This window comes from Chromohalobacter nigrandesensis, from assembly GCF_023061285.1.
GTDB classification, from domain to species: Bacteria; Pseudomonadota; Gammaproteobacteria; order Pseudomonadales; family Halomonadaceae; genus Chromohalobacter; species Chromohalobacter nigrandesensis.
Map to the genome: position 1 here is coordinate 82,247 of NZ_JAKGAM010000004.1, position 19,934 is coordinate 102,180.

Here is a 19,934-nt window from a genome sequence, read left to right on the forward strand (position 1 = left end):
GTTCCCACAACCTCACCTATCCCCAACTATGGGCGTCAACAGGCCGCTTGCCACAAGTCACCCCAGCTATCCGGTGGGTTGCCGTTCTTGAGCATCTTGCGGAAGACAGCATAAGCGTCGTGCTTGCTGTCATAGGCGCGTTGGGTGGATTCGTCGTTGACCCAGGCGTAAATGAGGATCTTGCTGGCGAGGTCGTAGCGAAAGGACAACTGGTATTGCGGGTAGAATTTTGCTCGTTGCCAATGGGTATGAGTCGTTCCGAGCGTGTTCCCTTGGCGATACTGAGGGCCGGATGGGTCCTGGGGGATATCGTTCAACGCCAGCTTCACAATCGCGGCCAGACGCTTGGTGGCGGGTTTGCTCTGATATCCAGCCGGATCTTTCGCTTGCAGCCGTTTCACCTTGTCGGTCAACGCATCGACCTGCTCCAGGAAGAGTGGATGGGCGTAGATCGTCCATCCATTGATCTTCAGCGGGCTCATGCGTCGTCATCGTCCACTGGCAGCGTCTCATCGAGGTCTACCTCAATGCCTGACGTCAGGCGTTCAGCCTCGGCAAAGGTGCTGGTGGTGGCAGGACGAATGTTCTCCGGATGCGCCTGTAGATCGCGCTCCAGAAATGCCAAGAAGCCAGCTACCACGGGGTCTTGGCTAGGCTCATCACCGGCACGCGAGAGCACGACTTCTCCATTGGGACGAACCGTATAGTGAAGCCGATCGCGACGCTTCAGTTTCAGTGCGCGTCGGATCGATGCCGGCACGGTCGTCTGGTAGCGATCCGTCAGGGTGGAGTCATCCTCAATGACCGTGTTCATGATTGGCCTCCGCTCGATGGCAATGCAAGGGAATAGAGAGAAGGTAATGCAATTGCATTGTGCGGTCAATATGGACTGTTCCCTTCAAAGCTGCGCTACGAGCCTGTAAGGCTTTGGAGGAAACGGACCCACAAGCCGGCGACTTGGTACCGGCTTGTCGGCCTCGTTTCATAGCAAGCTGAGCGTTTTACTGACCAAGGTAGCCATTGGCTTGCAGATGGCGGATGACCTGCTCGGCTGATTCGTGCGGTTGGATACCGTCATTCACGATACGTAGCTCAGGTGCTTCAGGCGGCTCGTAGGCCGAGTCGATGCCGGTGAAGTGCTTGATTTCACCGTTGCGTGCTCGATGATACAGCCCCTTGGGATCACGCTGCTCGCAGGTAGCAAGCGGTGTGTCGATGAAGACCTCAATGAAATCACCTTCTCCCATCAGCTCACGCACGTTATTCCGGTCGACACGAAAAGGGGAGATGAACGCGGCCAGCGTGATCATCCCTGCATCGACGAACAACCGTGCCAGCTCGCCAATGCGGCGGATGTTCTCAAACCTGTCCGCGTCGGAAAATCCCAGATCCCCGTTCAAGCCATGACGCACGTTGTCACCATCGAGCAGATAGGTGCGCTTGCCCATGGCATGCAGTTTTTCCTCCACCAGACCGGCAATGGTGGATTTGCCTGAACCGCTCAGCCCCGTGAACCATAACAGGCACGTCCGGTGCCCGTTGAGGTGCTCGCGATATGAGCAGTTGATGTTGTGATTTTTATTAAAATTTATGCTCAGGTGTTTCGTGCTTTATTGGGGGGTTTTGCAGTACTGTTCCCATAAAGCCTCCACCTTTTTAGGGTCTACGTTTTTCTTTATTTTGAATACGCCGGCCGTTTCTTCTTTTTCTACTAAGTCCAGAAAATCCAGTATTTCGTGGTAATGTTTTCTATTCCAGAAATCGTGGATGAATATTCTAGTCTCTGCTGGCGTGGGTGAATATGTGAGAGTGTGTTGTATTGCTGATAGTGTACAAGCCACACGAAAGCGGCCATCAACCAGTATGAAGTCGAAAGGCTTTGGGTGGTCAAAGATAGCTTGGCTATATTGCGGAAACTTGCCTGAATTCTCCAGTGAAGCTGGAAACCCCCATTCTTTAGTTGGGCCAATATCTACAGCTTCGACTTGGCAATTCTTTCCAAGCTTGCCTTGTAATGCACATACCCAATCATTATCGCTTTCAACGCCATGAACTGTTAAGCCCTCATTGGCTGCCCAGACAGTAGATCCACCAGAGCCGAATTCAAAGTAGTTTTTTACATTTTTTAAGTAGCTTCTGAAAAGCTCTTTTTCTCCCGGGGACATATGAGGAGCTTCAGGTGTTGAAATGCTCGTTGTTGCTTTATTTTCGGCATCGGGGCTATTGGTTGGGTACAGTGTCTCTTTATTTGAAGGCTTGAGGCTTTCTTCTTCGATATAACTTTGTGCTTTTGAAAAATCAATGCCGGCTAAAAGTGTGTAAGATACATCCTTTACGCCAAACACCGTATGCAACAAAAATGCGAGCCGAGTCCGTTGGTTATCAGAAAGCGAGTCCATGCGCTCATGACTGGGCAGCAGCAGTGCATCCGCACTTGTCAGCTCAGTGGCTTGGCGCTGGGCTTCGGGCACTTCTTCCGGGAGGTGGCTGCGATGTTGAGGCTCGTGTAGCCGGTAGAAACGGAAGCCGTTACGGCTGGCCCAGTGTTGCAGTTCTGCCAGGTTGGGTTGGCGCTCGTGCGTGGGTTGAAACGCGACCTTTACCTGGAGAAGCAGGGTGTCTTTCAGCGCTTGGGTGCCGTTGTCGAGAATCGCGGTGGCGTCGTTGAGGTCATCCAATACCAGCCAGTCGATGGCGGGGAGGCCGTCGATGCTGTCGAGTTTGATGGTATTCAGCGGTAGTCGGGTGAGCACCTGGCTGCTTTTGCGAATGGCCTCGGGCTGGTAGTCGTCGTCCAGTGGTGCCAAGCTAGCGCTAAGCTTGGGGTTGAGGCACGCATGTAGTTGCCCTGGCTGGCCGTCGCCGAGTGTGGCGTTGGGGTAGTAGTGCACGCCCTTGTGCTGCTTCAGCGAGGTGTCCAGCGCTTGGCTGCTGGGGTCGAAGGCGATGAGTTCGAGGGCGTCACGCTGCAGTAACTGGCGGATGACCTCGTTAGTGAGCAATTGCCCGCCGTTATCGACGGCGATGAGTTTGCCTTCGAATTGCCATTGAAACTCGGCATCTTCTTCTGGTGCTTCTGCGTAGTGGATCTCAACTGGAGCGTCTTCATCCTCGAACCGGGCTTCGCCCTCCTTGTTGAAGGTCAACGCGGCGGGGGCCTTGTCGTCGCAGTAACGCTGCCAGATGGCGCGCATGGCATCCGTGAAATGCCGAGCAAAGCGTGGGCCGTCGCAGACAGGAGATTGCAGCAGTATGTCGCGCAGGTGCTGGCGAATCGTGCCCAAGCTTTCCAGGTCACTGGCGAGCTCGATCACGCGGGCGCGATACTCCTCCCAGCTATTGACCACCAGCTCCGGCATGCCGGCGTGAACGAGGTGTGTCGCACTATGCCGGCCGGCAAAGGTCGGGCCGGGGAGCGTCACCACCGGCACCCCCATAATGAATGATTCGCAGGTCGTCAAGCCGCCCGAGTAGGGCCAAGGGTCCAGGGCGATGTCCGCGCGGTTGTAGGCTTCCAGCATTTCATAGTTATTACCGGGGCCCTCGATGATCAAACGCTCGCGAGCGATGCCCTCCGCTTCAAGCGTGGCATACAAGCGCTCGCAGAAACTGTCGCTGGTGTAGGGGCGGCCCTTGAGTAACAACCGAGAATTGGGCAACTCATGCATGATGCTCGCCCATTGCTTGAGCGCGACATCATTGAGTTTGGTGGGGTTGTTGAAGCACGCCAGGGTGATGTAACCATTGTGCTGCGCGGGTGGCGAACTCAACGCAGGCAGCTTTTCGGGTGGATTGAAAACGATATAGTCATCCGGCATGCGAATGAGTTTCTCGGTGTAGTACTCGTCTTCGCCTTCCGGCGTCTCGACATGATCGCTGATCAGATAGTCAATGGCTTGCACACCCGTGGTGTTGATCAAGCCGCCGACCCATTTGACGATCAACGGCGCCGGTTGAATGGCAACTGCACGCATCCTCGAGCCCGTGTTATGGCCCGAAAGGTCGATAAGAATATCGATTTCGTCGTCACGAATCTGCTGGGCAAATTCCTCGTCGCCAAGGCGACTAATTGGTTGCCAATACTGCGCACAACGCTGAATCCGTTTGGTGACAACGTCCACTGCATCACTCGTGGTATAGCAATAAAGCTCAAATTGTCCCTTAGGAAGTTGCTCCAGACATCGGGTGATCATCTTGCCTACGGGGTGCTTGCGAAAGCCATCCGATAGCAGTCCTAGGCGTAATTTTTGCTCGGCCGCTGCATTAGGGCGCTTTGGCCGTGGTGGCACAAGATGACTGGCGGGCGCGAAGCGTTCTTCCCAAGACTTGGCAAATGCCATGAGCTCTTCCCGAGATACTCTGGGATCATAGTGAAGAGCCGTCAGGTGATTGGAGTAGGGAATAGGGTGCTGGCCTACTTTGTTTGCCTGCTTATAATAGGTGTAAGACTCATTGAGACGCCCCAGGTCCCGGAGCATGTTGCCGGCATTATTCCAGGAGGAGAAATCTTTTGGTACCAGCTTCGTAAGATGACGGTAAAGGTCAAAGGCTTCTTCGTAGCGGAATAGGCCGCTAAGGGTACTGGCGAGTGTATCAATAGCGGGGATGTGCTGGGGCGACACCTCGTAGGCTTTTTGTGCATATTCCAGGCCTTGCTGAAATTCGCTGCGATCAATATGCAGCCTGGCGAGTGTCACAAGTCCGAGGGTGTGTGTCGGTTTTTGCGACAGTGCATCGTGCAAAAAAGTCAGTGCGTCTTGTGACCGGTTCTGGTGATAGGCGACATGCCCTAGCCATGCTTTTTGATCGATGTTGTCCGGTCGCAAAATTTGCGCTTGTTCGAGTGCTTCTCTGGCGTTCTGCCAGTCTTTCTGCTCGACTAGTAGGCGCCCCAGTGCCAGCCAGGCATCAGGGTCTGATGGGGAAAGCTGTGTTTTCTTGCGTGCCTGAGCCAGAGTGGGCGTGTCGTTCGTGCTTGCGTGACGGCGATTGCGTTTCTTGGACATAGGGATCGCATGGTGATGGTGATGGTGATTGATACCACCACTATAAAGGGCTGTGACGATGTCAAAGGCGGGAAAAGCTCGCTAGGAAGTAGACTTTTACGGCTTTTGCGATGGATAGGCTGAGAAGAGAAGAAAGAAGAACTGAAAAAGCGGGCCCGGATGGGCCCGCTTCGTTGTTACTACGCAGTCTGTCGCTGAAGGCGGGTGCTTAGCCCAGCAGTGACAGGGCGTTCTGCGGCAACTGGTTGGCTTGCGCCAGCACGGAGGTACCGGCCTGCTGCAGAATCTGGTTCTGGGTCATGTTGGCGACTTCATCTGCGTAGTCGGCATCTTCGATGCGCGAACGTGCGGCGGAGAGGTTAGTCTCGGTGGTGCTCAGATTGGTAATTGCCGAGTCAAAGCGGTTCTGCAAGGCACCCAATTCGGAGCGCTGGCTATCGACTTGGCCGATGGCAGTATCCAATGCAGCCAGAGGAGAGGTTGTAGCACTTTCAGTATCGTCCTCGGTGATATTAACCGCTTCTGCATCCTCAGCCACGGTGTAGTTAACTGTTGCTGAGTCCGTGCCGTCGGCAGTTTCTGCTGTTAGTTCAGCCGCGTAGTAATTGGTTTCTCCGCCATTCTCGTTTTTGACGTAGGCATTGCCATCAGCATCGCTGACGATGGAGTTAGTACCGTTTTCAATGGGGGTGTCAGCAATAGCCGCACCAGTGGCTGCGCTGATAGCACCAGTGGAGATTTCGGTGTCACCAGAAGTTGTTGAGGCAGTGCCAGTCACCGCAGTGAAGTCTTGACCATCAACAGTGATGGTGTCGCCTTCTGCGAGGCTTTCCACATTGCCAGTAGTGGCCAGTGTCGGGCCGTTGACGTTGAAATCACCCAGATCCAATGTTTCGGAGTTAACTTCGCTGAGGTTCATGCTGATGGTCTGGCCATCTTCGGAACCCACCTGAATGGACAGCTCCTGATCGCTGGCGAGCACATCGACGCCGTTGAAGCTGGTTTCTTCGGAGATACGGTCGATCTCGTTCAGGCGCGCGCCGATTTCGTCCTGGATGGAATCCAGGTCTTCCTGGCTGTTGGTGCCGTTTTCCGCCTGAACGGTCAGCTCGCGAACGCGCTGCAGGTTGTCGTTGACCTGGTTGAGGGCGCCCTCAGTGGTCTGCGCGACGGAGATGCCGTCGTTGGCATTGCTCTGTGCCTGGCCGAGGCCACTGATCTGGCTGGTCATGCGGTTGGCGATGGCCTGGCCAGCGGCATCGTCGGCGGCGCTGTTGATCTTCAACCCTGAGGAAAGACGCTCCATGGAGGTTGAAAGGGCGTTTTCAGACTTGCTGAGGTTCTGCTGGCCGATCATGGCCGTGATGTTGGTATTGATCACTGACATGTGATGTTCCTTCCTCTCTGTTTGGGCTCCATTGGCCTGCCGTCGGTAATTCCGGGGCTTGCCACAACGGCGCCGTTGGCCGTTACCTCATTTATCGGCGCAGGGGGAATTTGCTTTAGGGATAAATTGCAAATTTTTTCAGGCGCCGTGGCTGGGTATACTTGGCGTCTGTTTATTCACCCGGAGCTTGCGCTCGCCATGCCGTCGCTGGATATCATGCTCGACCTATCGCTGGAGACCTGCCGTTACCATTATGAAGGCGCGATGCAAACGGTGATCGCCACCAGCGTGGATGGGCGCCTGGTTAGCTTCCCCGCCACGGCGTTACGGCGCATCGTCACGCCGGATGGCGCACACGGTGTGTTCCGGCTGACGTTCAGCGAGGAGGGCAAGTTCATGTCGATGGTGGCGGTACAGCGTTGGGCGGGGGAATGAGGGGCGTTATACGTATATCAATATGGATACTATAATATCTAAAAAATTATAATAAGTGCTATAATAGCTATTATGGTATCTATAAAGGCGGTCTAAATGCATCTGTCTCTTTTGACGGCGGCGGACGTACAGCATGAGCTGGCGGGGGCGGTGCGTACGCGTCGCCGGGCACTCAAGTGGTCGCGCCAGCGCCTGGCGGAACGCAGCGGCGTGCCGGCGCCCACGATCAAGAAGTTCGAGACGACAGGGCAGATCTCGCTGCGCCAGTTCCTGCTGCTGTGGCAGTGTGTCGACCGGCTGGAGCGTGTGGCCGCGCTCAGCGAGGCGCCGACACAAACGCCTCGCAGCATCGACGAGGTGCTCGCCGATGAGTGACTTTCAGCCCGTGCGGAAACTGGAGGTTGTGCGTCGTTTGCAACAAGGCGGCGAATGCCGCGTCGGTGTGCTGGCACAGAGCACGAGAGGCGTGTTCTTTCAGTACGATGACGCCTACGTGGACGCCTATCACAGTCTGTCGCCATTTCTGTTGCCTTTCGATACCCAACTACATACGGCGCCGGCTTCTCCCCATCACGGTATCCATGGCCTTTTTGCGGACTCCTTGCCGGATGGATGGGGTTTGATGTTGATGGATCGTGTTTTTCGTCAACATGGCATCGCGCCTCGGCAGGTGACGGCGATGGATCGCCTGGCTTATGTCGGGGATCGCGGCATGGGAGCGTTGCGTTTTCGCCCGCTGTCACCTTACGTCCATCAGCCGAGCGATCACTGGATCGATATAGGCCGATTGGGCGAAGAAGCCAGGCAGTTGTTCGAAGGGCAAACCGAGACAGTGTTAGAGGCGCTCGCGGAAGCAGGAAGTTCCGGGGGGGCGCGGCCGAAAGCGCAGCTTTATTTCTCATCGGCATCGTCACAGCATGCCAGTACCCACCCTCAGGAAGGGCTTTCGCCGTGGCTGGTGAAATTCACGTCGTCCTCACTATCGCTCGGCCATGAGGAGGGGCTTTGCGAAGCCGCTTATCTCTCGATGGCCGCGAGCGCGGGAATCGATGTGCCTGAATGGCGCTTGCTACCGCCACCCAATGGGGCGCCAGCGGTGGCCTGGTTGGCCACGAAGCGATTCGATTGCGCCACGCAGAACGGGCAAGGGCGTTATCACTTGCATAGTGCCTGTGGGCTATTGGATGCAGACTTCCGATTACCTTCGCTGGACTACGAAGACCTGATAAAAGCCGGTCAGATTTTGTGCGGCGCCCCGCGTGTTGGGCAAGCCTTGTTTCGTCGGGCGATATTCAACCTTCTGGCGGTCAATCAGGATGACCACAGCAAGAACTGGGCGTTTCTCATGGACGATGCCGGCCAATGGTCCTTGGCGCCATTTTATGATGTCACGTTCAGTCCGAGCCCTTTTGGGGAACATGCCACGGCGTATTGCGGTCATGGCAAGACACCGCCCCGCAATACGCTCCAGCGATTGGCCGATCAAGCGGGCTTCACTCGTTGGTCGCAGGCGCGCGAGGTGATCGAGGAGGTAGCCGATGGCGTCCAGCAGTGGGCGCGAGTGTCGGATGAGCTTGGTGTTTCTCGCGGCACACGTCAGCTTATTCAGAAGGCGCTGGATGATACCCACGAGTACGCTAAGACGCTCTTGGCTGGTTGACCCGAGACCGTAGAGCCGGCCACCTTCGCCCAGCTAACTATCTTGAAATTCCTGGGCGATGTAGCCGAGTTGCTTCATTATCTCGGTGTCGCGCGCCAGCGCATGAGCATCGGGTTGGAGTAGAGCCACGATCAAAATAGGTATGGTTCGTTGAAGATCGAGTCACGTCCGAACGTTTCTGGCAAGTCGGCGGTTTCAGACGAAACGTAAGCGTAGAAGCTGTTCAGAATATCCTGCCGAAGGGAAGGATACCTCTCCGACAAGTCACTCAATGCCTGATCAAAGAGGGGGTGCGTGTCGATCTGAACGGACATGTGCATGCCGTGTTCTATCCGCACTTTTCTCGGAGAAGCCGGGTGTTGACGCGTGCAAGCTCTCGCAGACCTTCCGGGTCTGCCGTGGAAGGAACACTGGACTGTGCCCCTGGCGTCTTTTGCCGAATCAGGTTTACTACGAGGCTGGCATTGGAGCGAGCTTTTGCTGTCGCGCGGCGCAATGGCATCATAATGTCGCGAATAACCTGGTGCTCGGCCATGCCCCTGTCCATCTCGGCCTCGCTTTCGCGCATCTCGTCGAGCATTCTTTGAAAGGGCGCCGCACTTGGGGGCTTACCAGGGACTTCGGTCTCTAGAATCCGGTAGGTGGCCCACAGCAATTCAGCTAGCTCGAGAGAGTCTTTGCGTGTTTCCTCGCATACAGCGCGTAACTTGGCTACTGCTGATTGAGTATCGGCAGTAGCCGGTTGGTGAGAAAGCGCATCGGTTGCGCGCAGGGCGTTGCCCACTCCCATCGCTGTGGCGTAGGCCGATGCCATCACCTCGAAGTCGGGCTGCTTGGGTGGTGTGTGTTGCTGAAAATCCATCATCATGTGTGGATCCTCCGGGAGGAAGCCTCATTCTATGTGGCGCCATTTAATCGGACACCGAGTCGTTATTCTAGTTCTGTCATGACACAACGTCTATGGGGCACAGGGCTCTCGAATGCTGAGGGATTCGGGGTTAAGCGGTAGAGCGGCCTGTGAGCCCGGGGGCGTCATGATGCGCAGCCCCCAGAAAAAGACGATAATGCCGGATACTAACGGCTGTAACTGAATATGAGGTTTATGCCATGTCGATGAAAAACCCTCCGCATCCGGGGAGGATGTTGCGGCGTCGCATCGTTCCTGCCCTGAATATGAGCGTGACCGAGCTAGCGGAAAAGTTGGGCATGTCTCGCAACTCGGTGTCTCGCGTGTTGAATGAGCATGCTGCCATTTCTCCCGATTTCGCCGTTCGCCTTGAGTCTGGCGGCCTCGGTGAGGCAGCGCATTGGCTGCGCATGCAGGCGGCTCACGATCTCGCCGAGGCGAAAGCCAAAGAAAAGAACCACATTGAGAGCTTCGCTCAGACTGCGTAAGTCTCTGCGCAGGCCTAGCAGAGCGCAGCGGCGTGCCGGCGCCCACGATCAAGAAGTTCGAGACGACAGGGCAGATCTCGCTGCGCCAGTTCCTGCTGCTGTGGCAATGTGTCGACCGGCTGGAGCGTGTGGCCGCGCTCAGCGAGACGCCGACACAAACGCCCCGCAGCATCGACGAGGTGCTCGCCGATGAGTGATGTCGAGCGTGAGAAGGTCGCAAAGTTCTGGCTGGATCCCGTTGAGCTACAATCGAGCAAACGCCTGCGTGCCCATGAGATTAATCAGCTTTGCAAGATAGTCGAACGGCATCAGGTCCAGTTTTTGGAGGCATGGTATGCGTACTTTGAATCTTGAATCCGATCCGTTGGCTGTTGAAGTTAGCTTCACGGCTGACACGTTTCGTGTCGCGCTGGACGATGGCCGAGAGCTGTCGATTCCGCTGGCGTGGTTTCCTCGTCTTCTGCATGCCACCTCGGAGCAGCGTGAACAGTGGGAGCTGATTGGGCGTGGCGAAGGTCTGCACTGGGAAGCGCTGGACGAGGATATTTCCGTTGCCGGTCTGCTGGCCGGTCGTGGCGATCAGACTCGCGGCCGTAAGGACGTTGCGTAAGTCTCTGCACAGGCCCGAAGCGGGCACTCAAGTGGTCGCGCGAGCGCCTCGCGAAGTGTTGTTGTCAGGTGGTGGGGTGTCGGTAGCCACGAATGACGCCATTGGCATCCGGTTACTCCTTGATGCATCCTTGACCGAACGGACAGCATGAGGTGAAAGACGCGATGACGACGAGCGAGACGGCGATGACGGCTTGGCTGCGAGCGTTGCCCAAGGCGGAGCTGCACCTGCATATCGAGGGCACGCTGGAGCCGGAGCTGATGTTCGCCCTGGCCGAGCGCAATGGTGTGACGTTACCGCACGACTCGGTAGAGGCGGTGCGCGCGGCATACGATTTCGAGGATCTGCCGTCGTTCCTCGGTTTGTATTACCAGGGTATGAGCGTGCTGCACACGCAGGACGATTTCTACGATCTGGCGATGGCGTATTTCGCCCGTGCCAAGGAAGATGGCGTGGCGCATGTCGAGCTGTCGTTCGATCCGCAGGCGCATTTGGTGCGTGGCGTGCCGCTCGAGGCGCCGTTCGAGGGGCTGCTGGCCGCGTGTCGTGAGGCCGAGTCGCGCTACGCTATTTCCTCGGCGTTGATCATGAGCTTTCTGCGCGATCGCGATTCTGCCGAGGCGCTGGAGGTGTTCGAACAGGCGACGCCGTGGCACGCGATGATCGATGCGGTGGGGCTGGATAGCGCTGAGCGTGACAATCCGCCGGGGCGTTTTGCCGAGGTGTTCGCGCGAGCGCGTGAGAAGGGTATTCCTGGTGTGGCGCATGCCGGAGAAGAAGGCCCCGCCGCTTATATCCGCGAAGCCTGGGAGGCGCTTGAGGTGTGCCGCATCGATCACGGCGTGCGCTGCCTGGAAGACCCCGACCTGGTCGCGCGGTTGCGCGATGCCCGCATACCGCTGACGGTGTGCCCGCTGTCCAACGTCAAGCTCAAGGTGACCGACACGCTGGCCGAGCATCCGTTGCCCGCCCTGCGCGAAGCGGGGCTCAACGTTACCCTCAATTCGGACGACCCCGCCTATTTCGGCGGCGGCATGCTGGATAACTACGCCGCCTGCCATACCGCCTTCGACTGGACCCGCGACGACTTCATCGATATGACTCGCAACGCCCTGCAGGCCGCCTTCATGGCTGAAGAAAGGCGTGAGGCGTTGTTGGAAAAGCTGCGAGGGGTTGCTTGAATTCAGGGCGGTGAAGGGCAGTTTTGCAGTGCTGTAAGTCCCCAGCTATTGGGTAGCCGTTGCCAGTGGGCGATCAACTTGCGCTTGTGTTCGGGGTGCATCGGCGCGTCTTGAAGAAGTCACGAAATGCCGTATCGAAGGTCATGACGTTACGTCCCCCTTGATAGCCGACCAAATGGCCGACACGCGTGCCGTGCAAGCTGATTTCGAGCACGGAGACAGACTCGTTCTTCATGCGTCATGCCCGTGCGATGAACTGTCGGGCCCATCCAGCAGGCCTTGCCAGGGGTCGGCATCGAGCGGGCGCTCGGTAACGCCACGCTGGCCACCGAGTACCGCCTGGACGGCATACAGCTTGTCTTGGGGGATGAGCATCAATTCGGCATTGAGCCCTGCGGCGACAAGGGTAAGGGAATCAAGGCGTGGATTGCCGCCGGCTTCCAGCCGTTGATATTGCTGGCGGCTCATGCCGATGCGTGGCTGCATATCGTGTTGCGTCAGCCCTAGGGCCTGGCGGCGATGCTTGATCTGATCGTGTAGTGACATATTGCTTAGCAACTCATAAGTTTCATTAAGGTCAATATAGAAACTTATCCGTTGCTATACAAGCCATAAAGCAACGCATACGTTGCTGGTGGCATCCACTCGAACGAAAAAAGCCCCGTCCAAAAGGGCGGGGCGAAGCTTTGTACGCAGAGACTAGACTTGGGATGCAGCGTCGTCTCGAGGCGTATTCTATCCTGCCGGGCTGGCGACCTTAGCGATGAATTGGGCTCATTAACCTACGTTAATCTTTGTGTTTGTGCAGTTTGTATCGGTGCAGGCAACGTGCCGGCGGTTTGGGTGGACGTCGTTGGCAATGGCTGAAACGTTCGGGGCCGTAATGCTGGGGTCTGCGCGCTTGCGTCTGGGATGGCGTGTCGTCGTGCAAGGCAAGGCGGATCAATAACAGGCTGAGAGCAACGGCGATGAGGTCCATGGCATGACTCCCCCTGGGGCGTTGAGCATGCCATCAGTATGGTTCATTTCGGTAGGTTTCTCATGCCTGCTTAGCAAGTACACAAGGCGAAGGAAAAGGTTGTCACAGAGGCTTGGAAAGAGGCGGAGTCGGTGCGCTTACTATACCCGCGAGCTGATGCGATTGAGCCCTTTGTGGCGTGAGCGCCCGTCGGCTTCGTACATCGTGCTGCCGGCGGCTTCCTTCAGGAAGTTGAGCATGCGCTGGTTCTGTTCCATGCGGTTCATGGCCAGCAAGCCATTGATGCGGTTGAGCTGACGCGCTTCTTCGCCGGTAGTGCGCAGTTGGTGCCAGCTTTCTTGTCGCTGTACCTCGATCGCGGCACGCTCGGCGCCTTGGCGGCTTTCGCCATGGCCTTGTTCATGCAGCAGGCGGCGGCGTTCGGCGTCGAGCGTTTCCAGTTCGGCGGCGACCTGGGACTTGGCCTCGGCGAGGCGTTCCAGTTCGGGGCCATCGACCTCGCCCTGGGACAAGGATTGCCGTTCCTCGCGCAGCAAGGTGACGAAGCGCTGCATGGCGTCGAGTTGGCGATCCAGGGTGTCGGCGAGGGACATGGTTCCTTGTTCCTGTATTGATGGCGTTAATGGCAAGTCTGCTGCGGGCCTAGGCGTTAGCTCTTGGGCGTGTCGCCGAGCAGGTCGCGGACACTGTCGATCAAGCCATCGGCGATCTTGCCTGTGTCGAGCTCCATCTGGCCATCGCTGATGGCCTGGCGGATCTCGTCGACACGCGCGGTGTCGATGTCCTGGCTGGTGTCGGCTTCATTGCTCTGACTCAGCGTGGTGATACTTGCCGGTGAATCGGTTTGTGCGGTGTCACTGCCATGCGGTGTACGCTGGGCAGCGTCACTTTGCTCACTCGGTGAGGGCTGAGTCGGTGGATGTAGATTGGAAATTTTCACAATTGAGCTCTCTTGCAGCGCGGGCTTGTACCCTTTATCGGCCACGGTGATAAAAACTGTAGGGCACTGACCACACCTTTTTGCATGAGGTGAGCCACTGCCACGCTGCCGGTATTGTAGCGTCTGTTGACGTGTCTATCAGTAACGGACTGCGAGTCTTCCTCGTGCATCCACCTGGCCTTGAAGCACTTTCCCATCCGGCATGCGGGCGCGGATCGAGTCGCCTTTGCCGCCATTGTTCAATGCCTCGCCTTCGCGTGTCACCGAAAAGCCCTCGCCGCCGGCGATGAGCGTCACGGATTCGCCGCGATGCACGAGATAGGGCTGGCGAAGCCTGTCGCCGCGCAGGGCCATGCCTTGGGCGAGGCGCTGAGTGACGACCTTGCCGATGGCCTGGCTGGGGTCATCAAGGGCATTGCGAGGGCGGCGCGAGACATCGGCGCGTTCCCAGTCGAGCATGTCGGCGCTAAGGCGCTCACCGTGCTTGATCGCCGTGGACGCTACCAAAAAGCGCACGCTAGCGGTGACGGTAGCCTGTACATAGCGCACTTGCTCATCGTTGCTGCACCGTATGCCGACCATGACCCGTCCCTGTGGGACGCCTTTGCGAGGCAAAAACGGCTGCGGCGAGTGGCATTCGGGAAGCCGCGAGGTGTCGCTTTTAAGCTCGACGCCGACATCGTCTCCCAAGGATGCGGCCTGCCCCATCAAGAAATGCCGGGTGGCCTGGGCGATGGGGTCATCCGGTGTAGCCAGCGCGGCGGGCGTTGCCGTTAACGCCACCAAACCCAGCACAAGCCCACCTAGAAGGTGGGTGAGGCTGAATGCTTGGATTGCCTTACCAACGATGCGCTGCATTGAGTAAGCCTGAAAGAGTGCTAGGTCAAAAGCCGATGGCTCGATTCTAGTGCGAGAGCGCCATAAGCAAAGGTGGAAATGGCGCTCAAATGTCGGCCTGTTTAATCGTTTGCTGGGACGGCAGCGCGTCTATTCTGCATCGTGAACATTTCCCCATGTCTAGCGAAGGGGAAACGAACCGCGAAACGAACGCGATGACAGGGACACAAGGCATGATCGACAAGCTTGCAGGCTACCTGGACCACCACCAGGAGGCGCTTGGCCTTCGCAACGAGCGCCAGAAGGTATTGGCCAACAATATTGCCAATGCCGATACGCCGAATTATAAGGCGCGCGACTTCGACTTCTCGTCGGAACTGGATCGCGCCATGGAGTCCGGTGGAGGTGGCCGCGAGGGCGGCTTGTCGCTTGCCACGACATCCACGCATCACCTTCCCGCGCAGGCGCCGGGTGGTGGCGGTGCCCACGACCTGCTGTACCGCGTTCCCGAGCAGCCGAGCCTGGATGGCAATACCGTTGATATGGATCGCGAGCGCGCTGCGTTCGCTGACAACGCGATGCGTTATCAGGCCAATACCACGATTTTGACTAGCAAGATCCAGGGCATCAAAGGTGCCATGCAGCCTGAAGGCTAAGGAAACGATATGTCCATGTTCAGCATTTTCGATATTTCCTCTTCGGCGATGAGTGCGCAGTCGCAGCGCATGAATACCACCGCCAGCAATATGGCCAACGCCGATAGCGTGGCCGGCCCCGATGGCGAGCCGTATCGCGCCAAGCACGTCATGTTTCAGGCGCAGTCGCAGGGCGGCAGCGAGCTGGGTGGCGTGCGCGCGACCGAGGTGGTCGAGGACGATACGCCTCCGCGCATGGAGTACCGTCCCGAGCATCCCTTGGCGGATGAAGAGGGCTACGTGGCCATGCCCAACGTCAACCCGGTCGACGAAATGGTCGACATGATCGCGGCATCACGTTCCTACCAGGCCAACGTCGAGGTCATGAACACCAGTAAGTCATTGATGAGCCAGACGCTCACCATCGGACAAGGTTAACGGAGAGAGATATGGCTAGCCCCGTCATCGGCAGCAATGCGCTTGCCTCGATCAACGGCACCCCCAATGCCAGCGCCAACGAAGCGAACGAGACCCGTACCACGGGTGCGGAGTCCTCGCAGGATCTCAACGACCGCTTCATGACGTTGTTGATCACCCAGATGCAGAACCAAGATCCGACGAAGCCGATGGACAACTCGGATATGACGGCGCAACTGGCGCAGATCAATACCGTCAGCGGCATTCAGGAACTCAACGACTCGCTGGGCGAGATCAATAACCAGATTGATGCCGGCAAGACATTGCAGGCTTCGTCGTTGATCGGCGAGGGCGTGATGGTGCCGGGCAGTACCGTGCGCGTGGGTGAAGGTGAAGACGGTAGCACCGTGGCCACACCGCTGGGTGCCGAGCTGGAGACGGGCGCCGACGAGCTTGAGATCACCATCACCAATGGCTCCGGCCAGGTGGTTCACCAGAGTGTCGAGGAAAACGTGCCGGAAGGCGTGCAGGCTTTCGATTGGCCGGGTACGGGCATGGATGGCAATGCTGTGGCCGAGGGTGCCTATAACGTCGAGATGACGGCCAAGGTCGGTGGTGAAGACGTCTCCGTTACGCCGCTCAACTACGCCATGGTGCAAGGGGTGACTTCGGGTGAGAGCGGGCCGACCCTCGACTTGGGGACATCCGATAGCGTCGCCCTAGACGACGTGCGCCAGATTCTTTGATCACGACTTACTCTTTGATGTTTTTACGACTTCTATAACGCGGGGAAGAGAAAATGGGCTTTGCACAATCATTGAGCGGGGTTAACGCAGCCTCGTCGCAGTTGGACACCATCGGCAATAATATCTCCAACTCGCAGACCGTGGGTTTCAAGAGTGGCACGACGCAGTTTGCGGATATCTTCGCTAACGGTCAGGGGCTGGGCACGCGCGTCTCGGACACGGTACAGAACTTCGGTACCGGCAGCCTCGAAACCACCGGACGCGATCTTGACCTGGCCATCGCCGGTGAGGGGTTCTTCCAGTTCTCGCAGAACGAGCAAATGGCGTATTCGCGCAACGGTCAGTTGAGCATGAGCGCCGACGGCTATTTCGAGAATGCCCAGGGCGCGCGCCTGACCGACCAGCAGGGCGAGCCGCTGCAGGTCACCGAGTTCAGTCAGGCTGCCCAGGCAACGGGCACTGAAACTGGCGCTCAGGCGGAGTTCAACCTGGATGCCGAGGCTGAAACGATTGATCGTGCTGCGAATGATTTTGATCCTGAGAACGCGGACACGTATTCCTATGCAACCAACGCTGGCAGCGTTTATGACTCGCAAGGTGTCGCGCATGATATGACGCTCTATTACACCAAAACAGGGGGTAATCAATGGGAAGCTCGGGCGTCAATTTCTAACCCGTATGACCCGAATGGTGCTGCTGTTTTCAGTGACCCTGATTTTTCTGAGACGGGTGGAAACGAGATTACTTTCGATGCCAATGGGGCAATCGATACGGGTGCACAGATTGAAGACATGGAATTTGACTTAACCCAAGGTGGAACGCTTAACGTCGGAGCCGATAACCCTGAATTCGATCTCGACTTAGCTAATACCACCCAGTATGGCGCTGACTTCGAACTGAGAAACTTTGCTCAAGACGGACGTAGCTCGGGCACTTTCGTGGGCGTGGATATCACCGAGAACGGTGAGATCATGGCCAACTATTCCAACGGTAATAGCGGTGAAGTCGGTACCATCGGCATGGCCAGCTTCCGCAATCCCGAAGGGCTGACGCCAGAGGGCGATAACCTGTGGACGGCGACCGAGGCCTCCGGCGCGGCACTGACAGGGCAGGCCGGTACCGGTCAGATGGGGAGCCTGGAATCGGGCACCGTGGAAGCCTCCAACGTCGACCTGACCCAGGAGCTGGTGGACATGATCATCGCCCAGCGCAACTTCCAGGCCAACAACAACGCCATCCAGACCCAGTCCGATATTCTGGAAACGGTCACCAACTTGCGCTAATCCCTGAGCCGGCCGGCCGTTTTGGCCGGCTTCATTCGTTGTGAGTCGAGCAGGACGATCAGCATGGATCGGATCATCTATACCGCCGGTAGCGGCGCCAGCCAATCGATGAATCAGCAGGCGGTGGTCAGTCACAATCTGTCCAACGTCTCGACACCGGGGTTTCGCGCTGAGCTCGATGCGATGCGCGCGGTGCCGGTGGAAGGCGATGGCCGCCTGGAGACACGCACCACGGTGGCAGCGACCACGCCGGGTACGGATTTCTCGCCGGGTACCATGAACGCGACAGGGCGGCGCCTGGATGTCGCCATGCAAGAGAATGCCTTTCTGGCCATTCAGGATCCGCAAGGCGGCGAGGCTTATACCAAGCGTGGCGATTTGCAGGTGAGTGCGGATGGCATGTTGACCGTCAAGGGCGAGCCGGTCATGGGCGATAACAACGCGCCGGTCGTGGTGCCGCCGGATGCGGATTTCTCGATTGGCTCGGACGGTTCGATCAGTGTCATCGAAGCCGGCGCCAATCCCGATGAAGTCGCGCCGGTGGGCCGCTTGAAGCTGGTCACGCCGGACCAGCAGGAATTGACGCGTGGCGACGATGGCTGGTTTCGCCTGCCGCCGGGTGAGGATGCCGAGATAGCAGCGCCGCAACCCCAGAACGAGGATGCGCGCTTGCGCTCCGGCGTGCTGGAAGGCAGTAACGTCAGCGCCACGGATGCCATGGTCGCGATGATCGACGGCGCGCGTCGCTACGACATGCAGATGAAGGTGATCGAGAGCGCCGACCAGAATGCGCAACGCGCCAACAGCTTGTTGTCGATTCAAGCCTAATCGCGCCAACGAATTTCCGGCATCGCTCTGCGGTGCCCTCTAACAGGTAAGAGTCATGATTAGATCGCTGTGGACGGCCAAGACGGGGCTTGAATCCCAACAGGTCAAGCTCGACGTCATTTCCAACAACCTCTCCAACGTGTCGACCAATGGCTTCAAGCGCTCGCGGCCGGTTTTCGAGGATCTGCTCTATCAGAACGTGCGCCAACCCGGTGCGCAGGCCACGGCGGTGGATACATTGCCTTCCGGCTTGCAGGTGGGCACTGGGGTGCGGCCGGTTGCCACCGAGCGTTTGCACACCCAGGGTGGCTTGCAGAACACCGATAACTCCAAGGACCTGGCCATCAATGGCGACGGCTTCTTCGCGGTACAGATGCCCGACGGGACTGCGGCATATACCCGTGACGGCAGCTTCCAGATCGACCAGAACGGCCAGATGGTCACCGCAGGAGGGTATCCGCTCGATCCGCCCATCGTGATTCCCGAGAACGCGCTATCGGTGACGGTGGGCCAGGATGGCGTGGTCTCCGTCACCCAGCCTGGCGATAACGCCACGCAGGAAGTCGGGCAGCTCACGGTCTCCAAGTTCATCAACCCTGCCGGCCTGGAGAGCATGGGCGAGAACCTTTATCAAGAAACCGATGCCTCCGGTCCGCGCAATGATTTGATTCCGGGCATGGAAGGTGCAGGGCGGCTGTATCAAGGCTACGTCGAAACCTCCAACGTCAACGTGGTGGAGGAGATGGTCAGCATGATCGAGACCCAGCGTGCCTATGAAATCAACAGCAAGGCGGTGGAAACCTCCGATCAGATGCTGTCGCGCTTGACGCAGCTTTGATGAGGAGTCGCGTCGTGAAGGGAGTGGAAGTGGAAAGCGCGATGGGCGGATTAATGGCTGGCCGCGACGGGCTGGGCATCTTGGCACGCGTGCTATGCCTGCTCGTGCTGTTGATCATGAGCGGCTGTGCGCAGTTGCCGCATGAGTCGGTGGTGCCCGATACCGGTCCGGTGAGCTATCCCGAGTCACCCATGTCGCAGCCCAACGGGGCGATTTATCAGGCGCGCTACGGATATCAGCCGCTCTTTCAGGACCGGCGTCCGCGTCAGATCGGCGACATCATCACCATCACGATCAACGAAGATGTCAGCGCCAGCAAGGACTCCTCGGCCAATGCCAACCGCGAGGGCAGCGCGGCGCTGGATCTGGAGACGATCCCCGATCTGATGAGCTTTCTCGAAGAGTACGGTACGGATATCTCGGGTGAGAACGACTTCGAAGGTAGTGGTGGTGCGAGCGCCAGTAACACCTTCACGGGCACTCTGACGGCGACGGTAGTGGATATCCTGCCCAACGGCAATCTTAGTATCCGCGGGGAAAAACGTATCGCCATCAATCAGGGCACCGAGTACATCCGCTTCTCTGGGGTCGTCGATCCGCGTTCGGTGACGACGCAGAACACCGTTCCCTCGGGGCAGGTGGCCGATGCACGTATCGAATACGTGGGTGATGGTTACATCAACGAGGCGCAGCACATGGGTTGGCTCCAGCGCCTTTGGTTGAACATTGCGCCTTTCTGATGAGTGCGCCTTTCTGA

The 19,934-nt window shown here is 57.8% G+C and carries 26 protein-coding genes; 15 read left to right on the top strand and 11 right to left on the bottom strand.

The genetic code is table 11. The annotated features are described in order from the left end of the window. Positions 1-35: 35 nt before the first annotated feature. The 5 genes from L1073_RS07150 to L1073_RS07170 form a co-directional block, all read right to left on the bottom strand. Positions 36-482: a type II toxin-antitoxin system YhaV family toxin gene (locus L1073_RS07150; RefSeq protein WP_246897972.1), complete on the bottom strand. Its 447-nt coding sequence runs from the start codon at positions 480-482 to the stop codon at positions 36-38. Next, positions 479-814: a type II toxin-antitoxin system PrlF family antitoxin gene (locus L1073_RS07155; protein WP_246897974.1), complete on the bottom strand. Its 336-nt coding sequence runs from the start codon at positions 812-814 to the stop codon at positions 479-481. The genes L1073_RS07150 and L1073_RS07155 overlap by 4 nt, the downstream gene beginning before the upstream one ends. 187 nt (positions 815-1,001) lie before the next feature. Further along, complete coding sequence (cysC, locus tag L1073_RS07160) at positions 1,002-1,598, bottom strand: adenylyl-sulfate kinase (RefSeq protein WP_281506028.1); 597 nt, start codon at positions 1,596-1,598, stop codon at positions 1,002-1,004. Positions 1,599-1,610: 12 nt separating this feature from the next. Continuing rightward, positions 1,611-5,006, bottom strand: coding sequence for an O-linked N-acetylglucosamine transferase, SPINDLY family protein (locus L1073_RS07165; RefSeq protein WP_246897976.1), 3,396 nt, complete (start codon positions 5,004-5,006; stop codon positions 1,611-1,613). Between the two features lie 208 nt (positions 5,007-5,214). After that, positions 5,215-6,393 (bottom strand): FliC/FljB family flagellin, encoded by a 1,179-nt coding sequence (locus L1073_RS07170; protein ID WP_246897977.1) that lies wholly within the window; start codon positions 6,391-6,393, stop codon positions 5,215-5,217. A gap of 198 nt (positions 6,394-6,591) precedes the next feature. Here L1073_RS07170 and L1073_RS07175 point away from each other — a divergent pair, with 198 nt between their 5' ends. The 3 genes from L1073_RS07175 (at position 6,592) to L1073_RS07185 (ending at position 8,488) form a co-directional block, all read left to right on the top strand. Next, complete coding sequence (locus tag L1073_RS07175; protein ID WP_246897979.1) at positions 6,592-6,828, top strand: DUF2835 family protein; 237 nt, start codon at positions 6,592-6,594, stop codon at positions 6,826-6,828. Positions 6,829-6,924: 96 nt separating this feature from the next. Continuing rightward, a complete protein-coding gene (locus L1073_RS07180; protein ID WP_246897982.1) occupies positions 6,925-7,203 on the top strand; it encodes a helix-turn-helix domain-containing protein in 279 nt (92 codons plus the stop codon). Continuing rightward, positions 7,196-8,488 carry a type II toxin-antitoxin system HipA family toxin gene (locus tag L1073_RS07185; RefSeq protein WP_246897984.1) on the top strand — a complete coding sequence of 431 codons (1,293 nt, stop codon included), beginning with the start codon at positions 7,196-7,198 and terminating at the stop codon, positions 8,486-8,488. Before L1073_RS07180 ends, L1073_RS07185 begins: the two co-directional genes overlap by 8 nt. Positions 8,489-8,816: 328 nt before the next feature. Here the strand turns inward: L1073_RS07185 and L1073_RS07190 are convergent, their stop codons facing one another. Further along, positions 8,817-9,356 (bottom strand): hypothetical protein, encoded by a 540-nt coding sequence (locus L1073_RS07190; protein WP_246897986.1) that lies wholly within the window; start codon positions 9,354-9,356, stop codon positions 8,817-8,819. A gap of 239 nt (positions 9,357-9,595) precedes the next feature. On the opposite strand from L1073_RS07190, the gene L1073_RS07195 reads away from it, so the two are divergent. The 5 genes from L1073_RS07195 (at position 9,596) to L1073_RS07215 (ending at position 11,674) form a co-directional block, all read left to right on the top strand. Continuing rightward, positions 9,596-9,883 (top strand): HigA family addiction module antitoxin, encoded by a 288-nt coding sequence (locus L1073_RS07195; protein ID WP_246897988.1) that lies wholly within the window; start codon positions 9,596-9,598, stop codon positions 9,881-9,883. Between the two features lie 32 nt (positions 9,884-9,915). Then, positions 9,916-10,080 (top strand): hypothetical protein, encoded by a 165-nt coding sequence (locus L1073_RS07200; RefSeq protein ID WP_425531571.1) that lies wholly within the window; start codon positions 9,916-9,918, stop codon positions 10,078-10,080. Beyond that, a complete protein-coding gene (locus tag L1073_RS07205) occupies positions 10,073-10,237 on the top strand; it encodes a DUF4160 domain-containing protein (RefSeq protein ID WP_246897989.1) in 165 nt (54 codons plus the stop codon). Before L1073_RS07200 ends, L1073_RS07205 begins: the two co-directional genes overlap by 8 nt. Further along, positions 10,218-10,493, top strand: a complete 276-nt coding sequence (locus L1073_RS07210; protein WP_246897990.1) for a DUF2442 domain-containing protein — start codon at positions 10,218-10,220, stop codon at positions 10,491-10,493. Before L1073_RS07205 ends, L1073_RS07210 begins: the two co-directional genes overlap by 20 nt. 185 nt (positions 10,494-10,678) lie before the next feature. Continuing rightward, entirely contained in the window at positions 10,679-11,674 is a 996-nt protein-coding gene (locus L1073_RS07215) for an adenosine deaminase (protein ID WP_246898289.1), read from the top strand. Between the two features lie 73 nt (positions 11,675-11,747). On the opposite strand, the gene L1073_RS07220 is transcribed toward L1073_RS07215, so the two are convergent. From L1073_RS07220 to flgA, 5 genes are all read right to left on the bottom strand, one after another. Beyond that, positions 11,748-11,909 (bottom strand): hypothetical protein, encoded by a 162-nt coding sequence (locus L1073_RS07220; RefSeq protein ID WP_246897991.1) that lies wholly within the window; start codon positions 11,907-11,909, stop codon positions 11,748-11,750. Next, positions 11,906-12,220, bottom strand: a complete 315-nt coding sequence (locus L1073_RS07225; protein ID WP_246897993.1) for a helix-turn-helix transcriptional regulator — start codon at positions 12,218-12,220, stop codon at positions 11,906-11,908. The genes L1073_RS07220 and L1073_RS07225 overlap by 4 nt, the downstream gene beginning before the upstream one ends. Positions 12,221-12,793: 573 nt before the next feature. Then, positions 12,794-13,246, bottom strand: a complete 453-nt coding sequence (locus L1073_RS07230; RefSeq protein WP_246897995.1) for a flagella synthesis protein FlgN — start codon at positions 13,244-13,246, stop codon at positions 12,794-12,796. Positions 13,247-13,302: 56 nt separating this feature from the next. Beyond that, entirely contained in the window at positions 13,303-13,593 is a 291-nt protein-coding gene (gene flgM / locus L1073_RS07235) for a flagellar biosynthesis anti-sigma factor FlgM (RefSeq protein ID WP_246897997.1), read from the bottom strand. A gap of 138 nt (positions 13,594-13,731) precedes the next feature. Beyond that, positions 13,732-14,451 carry a flagellar basal body P-ring formation chaperone FlgA gene (gene flgA, locus L1073_RS07240; RefSeq protein WP_246897998.1) on the bottom strand — a complete coding sequence of 240 codons (720 nt, stop codon included), beginning with the start codon at positions 14,449-14,451 and terminating at the stop codon, positions 13,732-13,734. Between the two features lie 212 nt (positions 14,452-14,663). Here flgA and flgB point away from each other — a divergent pair, with 212 nt between their 5' ends. The 7 genes from flgB to L1073_RS07275 all read left to right on the top strand — a co-directional run bounded on the left by flgB (position 14,664) and on the right by L1073_RS07275 (position 19,917). Continuing rightward, positions 14,664-15,086, top strand: coding sequence for a flagellar basal body rod protein FlgB (gene flgB / locus L1073_RS07245; protein WP_246898000.1), 423 nt, complete (start codon positions 14,664-14,666; stop codon positions 15,084-15,086). A gap of 9 nt (positions 15,087-15,095) precedes the next feature. After that, on the top strand, positions 15,096-15,503 hold the full coding sequence (gene flgC, locus L1073_RS07250; protein ID WP_246898002.1) for a flagellar basal body rod protein FlgC: 408 nt from the start codon (positions 15,096-15,098) through the stop codon (positions 15,501-15,503). A gap of 11 nt (positions 15,504-15,514) precedes the next feature. Continuing rightward, entirely contained in the window at positions 15,515-16,228 is a 714-nt protein-coding gene (locus L1073_RS07255; protein ID WP_246898004.1) for a flagellar hook assembly protein FlgD, read from the top strand. A 53-nt stretch (positions 16,229-16,281) separates the two neighbouring features. Next, positions 16,282-17,511: a flagellar hook protein FlgE gene (locus L1073_RS07260; protein WP_246898006.1), complete on the top strand. Its 1,230-nt coding sequence runs from the start codon at positions 16,282-16,284 to the stop codon at positions 17,509-17,511. 63 nt (positions 17,512-17,574) lie between these two features. Continuing rightward, complete coding sequence (locus L1073_RS07265; protein WP_246898008.1) at positions 17,575-18,339, top strand: flagellar basal body rod protein FlgF; 765 nt, start codon at positions 17,575-17,577, stop codon at positions 18,337-18,339. Positions 18,340-18,394: 55 nt separating this feature from the next. After that, positions 18,395-19,177 (top strand): flagellar basal-body rod protein FlgG, encoded by a 783-nt coding sequence (gene flgG, locus L1073_RS07270; RefSeq protein ID WP_246898010.1) that lies wholly within the window; start codon positions 18,395-18,397, stop codon positions 19,175-19,177. 53 nt (positions 19,178-19,230) lie between these two features. Further along, entirely contained in the window at positions 19,231-19,917 is a 687-nt protein-coding gene (locus L1073_RS07275) for a flagellar basal body L-ring protein FlgH (RefSeq protein ID WP_246898291.1), read from the top strand. Positions 19,918-19,934: the final 17 nt, after the last annotated feature.